We start from the raw sequence: 1,322 nt of genomic DNA on the forward strand, positions 1-1,322 counted from the left end.
CCCGCCGAGTATGCCGGTGAGCAGGGCGAGCAGGCGCCCCCACGACTCGCGCAGCGCCCGCTCGACCTCGTCGGCCGGGCTCACCACCGGGCCGCCCTCATCCGGACCTCACTTGGCGGGGCGGACCTCGATGCTGTCGCCGGGCAGCAGCGGGATCTTCCGCGCCCAGCCGAGCGCCTCCTCGATGTCGTCCACCTCCAGCACGTAGAACCCGCCGAGCTGCTCCTTGGTCTCGGCGAACGGGCCGTCGGTGACGGTGCCGTCGGCGCGCAGCGTGCGCGCGGTGGACGGCGGCGCGAGCTCCGCGCTGTAGGGGATCGCCACCCCCGCCGCCTTCGCCTCGTCCATGAACGCGATGTGCCCCGCGTACATGGCGTTGCCGGTCTCCTCGTCGAGGGCGCGGTAGGCGTCGTCGTCTCCGACGATCGTCAGCACGAACTCCATGCGATGGCCTCCGGGGTCGGTTCGGGTGCGTGCACCTCGATGACGAACGGCGCGGCGCCGGATCGACAGCGCCCGCTCAGTCGCTCACCCGGATCCGCACCCGCCGGTTCTGCCTGCCCTTGTTCTCCACCTTGACCACCTGCAGCCGGCCGATCTGCTTCGTCGAGGCCACGTGGGTGCCGCCGTCGGCCTGCACGTCGAGCCCGGTGATGTCGACGATGCGGACCTCGGTCTCCTCGGCCGGGACCAGGTTGGTCTGGGTGCGGATGATGTCCGGGATGGCCATGGCCTCGTCGCGGGGCAGCACCCGCACGTCGACGCGGCGGTCGGCGAGGACCTCGGCGTTGATCGCGTCCTCCAGGGTGGCCTTGAACCCCTCGGGCAGCTGCGGGAGGTTGAAGTCCATCCGGGCCTCGCCCGGCTCCATGTTGCCGCCGGTGACCAGCGCGCCGTGGTCGCGGAACACCACCCCGCACAGCACGTGCAGACCCGAGTGGGTGCGCATCAGCAGGGAGCGGCGCGGGTCGTCCAGCGCGCCGGTGACCGTCGTGCCGACCGGGGGGACGGGATCGCCCTCGGCGGGGACGAGGTGGAGGTCGTCGCCCTTGACCGTGCCGACGATCCGGGTCTGCACGCCCTGCCACAGCAGGACCCCGTGGTCCGGCGGCTGTCCGCCGCCGCCCGGGTAGAAGGCGGACCGGTCGAGCACGATGCCGCGGTCGGGGTCGACCCCGACGACGGTGCAGTCCCACTCGCGCAGGGTCGGGTCGGCGAGGTCGAGCCGCTGCGTGCGGCCGTGCTGCGAAACACCCACGCCGCACCCTAGCCAGTACCGCCCGCACCCCGACCGCACCACCGTCGAGAACGAACTTGTCGTG

2 protein-coding genes are annotated in these 1,322 nt (G+C 72.6%); both read right to left on the minus strand.

Annotated elements, in window-relative coordinates; translation table 11 throughout:
* Positions 1–108: 108 nt before the first annotated feature.
* A complete protein-coding gene (locus KIK08_RS19560; protein WP_214404643.1) occupies positions 109–444 on the minus strand; it encodes a YciI family protein in 336 nt (111 codons plus the stop codon).
* Positions 445–520: 76 nt separating this feature from the next.
* Positions 521–1,258, minus strand: a complete 738-nt coding sequence (locus KIK08_RS19565; protein WP_214404644.1) for an alanyl-tRNA editing protein — start codon at positions 1,256–1,258, stop codon at positions 521–523.
* Positions 1,259–1,322: the final 64 nt, after the last annotated feature.

Origin of the sequence: Pseudonocardia lacus, assembly GCF_018531445.1 — a bacterium.
GTDB lineage: Bacteria > Actinomycetota > Actinomycetes > Mycobacteriales > Pseudonocardiaceae > Pseudonocardia > Pseudonocardia lacus.